The organism is Vibrio sp. V43_P6S15P86, from assembly GCF_009904725.1.
GTDB classification, from domain to species: Bacteria; Pseudomonadota; Gammaproteobacteria; order Enterobacterales; family Vibrionaceae; genus Vibrio; species Vibrio diabolicus.
Genome location: NZ_WXWT01000345.1, coordinates 1 through 3999, shown reverse-complemented (window position 1 = coordinate 3999; position 3999 = coordinate 1). Strand labels below are relative to the sequence as shown.

The following is a 3999-nucleotide window of genomic DNA, read 5'->3' as shown; positions in this document are numbered from 1 at the left end:
GGTAAATGGTATGCAATATTGTTTTGGATCAATAAATTCCGTCGCAGGTGATCACATATTGATAAAGTTGAAAGGTAATGGGTTCATTGCACGTAAAAATAGGATTGTTAATGGGCGAGGAACTCAGATTGTTTAAAAATGTGAAAAAGTCGGTGACGCGCACGATTGCGTCCGCGATGCTTCTTATTTTGCTGCTCTCAGTCGCTACGACTGGTTTTGCGATTTTTACGTTAGCGTCCAGTTTGAACGATGCTGAAGCCGTCAATGTTGCTGGCTCGATGCGAATGCAAAGCTACCGTCTGGCGAATGATATTCAGGTTAAATCTGTTGACTATTCTTCACATATTGACGCATTTGAACATTCGATATATTCACCTTCAATGAAAGCGCTTCAGCATTGGTCTGTGCCAGAAGACATCACTCACGATTACTACCGTCTTATTATCAGATGGCATGAACTCAAGGCGGTGTTGAGAGGAGACAACCCGGCAGAATATCAACTCCTAGTGGCCGGTTTTGTTGAACAAATCGATGAGTTTGTATTTAAGCTACAAAGCTTTTCGGAGCAAAAACTGATTAACTTAGCCTGGATCGGCGGGTTAGGGTTGGGTGGCATTCTTTGTGTCAGTATGTTTGTCGTTCATTTTGTGCGCCTCGAAGTTGTTCGGCCTCTGCGTGCCTTAGTTTTTGCTAGCGAGCAAATTAAAAATCGCTCATTCAATATATCGCTCAATGTATCCAGCGATAATGAAATGGGGATCCTGACTCGAACCTTTAATCGGATGGCGACGGACCTTGGTAAGTTATACCGAGGGCTAGAACAAGCGGTTGATGAAAAAACGCGTAAATTACAGCATGCGAATCAGTCTTTAGAAGTATTGTATGACTCGTCGAAAGAGTTAACGGCTTCGCGTATTAATCAGGATAACTTCCAAGCCATATTGCAACATATTGCAAGTCTTGAAGGCATTAAAGCGGTCAAACTTGAAATAGAGCAATTGGGAGAACCGAGTTGGATATTGATGGAGGGGGAAGAGTGCTGCCACGACTGTGATGAAGATTGCCATAGTAAGGCTCTAACGTTAGACGGTGAGCACTTAGGCTATTTGTATTGGAAGGCCGGATTACCTTGTCCGAATGAGGCACTGATTGACAACTTTGTGCAGATTTTATCGCGTGCCGTGTATTACAATCGAGCCCAACGCCAAGCAGAACAAATCCTACTGATGGAAGAGCGAGCCACCATTGCTCGGGAACTGCATGATTCATTAGCTCAAGCACTCTCTTATTTAAAAATTCAGGTCGCTTTATTAAAGAGAAGCGTAAAGAATTTGCCTGATGAAAAAGCGATAGCTCAGGCGAATCAAGTCATTGCCGAGTTGGATACGGGCTTATCTGCTGCTTATACCCAACTACGCGAATTACTGACGACGTTTCGTCTTACGATTAAAGAGGGCAGTTTTGGCCAAGCATTGCAAGATATGGTCGAAACGCTCAACGAACAAACCGTCGCTGACATTACGTTAAAAAATAGACTTTCTTCAACTGAACTGGATGCACACCAGCAGGTTCATTTACTACAGTTGATAAGAGAAGCGGCAATTAATGCCATCAAGCATGCGCAAGCAGATAATATTCACATTCAATGTCTTGATAATGATGGAAAAGTCACAGTAACCGTTACCGATGATGGAATAGGCTTTGAACATCAAGACGAAAAATTAAATCATTACGGTATGAGTATCATGCAAGAGCGAGCCGCTAGGCTGCATGCCGATCTTCATATTGAAGCATCGATCAACAAAGGCTGTACCGTAAAACTAGAATTCCAACATAGTAAGGAAGTAAACAGTGACAGTGTGTAAAGTAATGCTGGTGGATGATCATCCACTCATGCGACGAGGTATTCATCAACTTTTAAGCTTTGAGCCTGAGTTTGAAGTCGTTGCAGAAGCAAGTAATGGCGCAGATGCGGTAGCGAAAGCGCATGAGCTGGAACTGGATCTTGTACTTCTTGATCTCAATATGAAAGGCATGTCAGGCCTCGATACCTTACAAGCGCTACGTGCTGATGGTTGTGAAGCTCGAATTGTTATCTTAACCGTATCGGATAGTCCTGCTGACATAGAAGCAATAGTTAGAAGTGGCGCAGATGGCTATTTATTGAAAGATACTGAGCCTGATGAGCTGGTTGAGTTGCTAAAACAAGCGCATCAAGGTGACAAAGCTTACAGCCAAGAAGTTTCTAAGTATTTGAGTGAGCGTTCAGGACAAGAGGACGTTTTTGATACGCTGACGGATCGCGAAACGCAGATCTTAAGAGAGGTGGCAAGAGGTTTCCGCAACAAGCAGATTGCCGATCGTCTTTTTATTTCTGAATCAACGGTTAAAGTGCATATGAAGAGTTTACTTAAAAAGCTTCAAGTTCCTTCTCGTACTGCGGCAACCGTTCTTTATCTTGAGCGCTTTGGCGACATCAAATAATACAGTTGAAGAACAATCCCAAACCACGAATAGAATCAATTGTTTAGCGTGATTTTAATAATAAAAAAACCGCCTTAAAGGCGGTTTTTTTATTTGTCTGGGCGAATAGAGTACAAGTCACTGTTGTGCTTACCGCACTCTAAATAGTACTGATAAGCCACTTTTTTGCTTTCAGCAATGACTCTCATGCAGTGCATTTTCCCCTGTTCAAAATATCGAATCTCATATTCTACACTGGTATCAAGTTGCTCAGCGGCTGCCATACTTCGCCTCCATAAACCATCCAAAAAACATCCATGCAAATTATATGCCGTTATAGGGAGCGTCGTTCGGTGCATTTTTTAGCCGATAATTGCGCTCTAACTCACTTTTTTGCGGATAGCTGTGATCAAAAAGTTAATTTCAAACTCTATATATTATTAAGGTGGCAATCAATATTTGTCACACTGGTGTAAGTTTGCCGCAATATTAAGTGATACAAGTTGAGTATAGAACTTAATCAATAGAAAAGGGAATACGAATAAGTGACTAAATTACAGGGTGTATCTAATAAGGTGCTTGGTTATGGCCTTCTATTTTGTTTCGTATTTCTTCTTGCCGGATGTACGAAGAAGTTTCTATACAGCAATATCGATTGGTTCGTTATCGATTACATAGAGGATTATGTTTCTCTGCAAGGTGAACAAGAAGTCTTGGTCGAAGAACGCTTATTATTGTTAGCAGAATGGCATAAGAAAGAAGAGTTACCGTTATATATCGATCATTTAAAAGAGCTTGAGAGATTAAAAGCGAGCGATATAACCCTAAATTATTTGCAGGAAAATCGAGATAGAATGCGAGCGCATTACGATAGAGTGGTAAGCAAAGCGGCACCAGACCTTTTTGCTTTGAGTTTACAGTTAACGAAAGATCAAGAACGGGAATTTCTGAGTAATGTACAAGAGCATTATAAAGAGCGAAACGCAAAATATGCGGATAAAACGGAAGATGAAATACGTGAAATTATTCTAGATAACACAGAAGAGTGGATGGAAGAGTGGTTGGGAAGCCTATCAGAAAGTCAGCGCCAATTAGCTCAAACGTTTTCTCAGCAAGTCACTCTTAACAGTCCTCTATGGAGAGGTTATCGAGCAACGATATATCAAGAGCTTGAATATCTGTTCGACAACAAGTCCAATGCTGTCACTTATCAGGATATATTTATGCGCCTGTTGTTCGAGCCAGAGAGCTATTCAGTGAGCAGCTTTCTAAAAATATTGATTCTAACTTTGTGCTGGTCGATCAACTGACATTAGATATTTCTCAATCTATGACCGATAAACAATGGCGTCATTTTCGCGGTAAGGTAAAAGAGTGGCGAGTACTAGCTGAGGAATTATTAGATTAGATTCATGCTTCAATTGACGAGGGGATGTGCCGTAGCCTTTCTTATGAAAAAATGATTCAAAGCAAATTCTTATTGAGCTAAGAGCGTAACATAGCTTGAGGTTTGATGAGGTAAGGTCAGCTTATTGA

Annotated in this window: 3 protein-coding genes and 1 pseudogene; 3 read left to right on the top strand and 1 reads right to left on the bottom strand. The window is 41.2% G+C overall.

What is annotated here, in order from left to right:
- The first annotated feature begins 128 nt into the window (after positions 1–128).
- Positions 129–1865: a nitrate/nitrite two-component system sensor histidine kinase NarQ gene (gene narQ / locus CAG69_RS15440; RefSeq protein ID WP_161444976.1), complete on the top strand. Its 1737-nt coding sequence runs from the start codon at positions 129–131 to the stop codon at positions 1863–1865.
- Positions 1852–2484 carry a response regulator gene (locus CAG69_RS15435; RefSeq protein WP_005398453.1) on the top strand — a complete coding sequence of 211 codons (633 nt, stop codon included), beginning with the start codon at positions 1852–1854 and terminating at the stop codon, positions 2482–2484. The genes narQ and CAG69_RS15435 overlap by 14 nt, the downstream gene beginning before the upstream one ends.
- Positions 2485–2573: 89 nt before the next feature.
- Here CAG69_RS15435 and CAG69_RS15430 read toward each other — a convergent pair whose 3' ends face one another.
- Positions 2574–2747, bottom strand: coding sequence for a hypothetical protein (locus tag CAG69_RS15430; protein ID WP_005373524.1), 174 nt, complete (start codon positions 2745–2747; stop codon positions 2574–2576).
- Between the two features lie 261 nt (positions 2748–3008).
- Here CAG69_RS15430 and CAG69_RS15425 point away from each other — a divergent pair.
- Positions 3009–3871 (top strand): annotated as a pseudogene (locus CAG69_RS15425) (DUF6279 family lipoprotein).
- Positions 3872–3999: the final 128 nt, after the last annotated feature.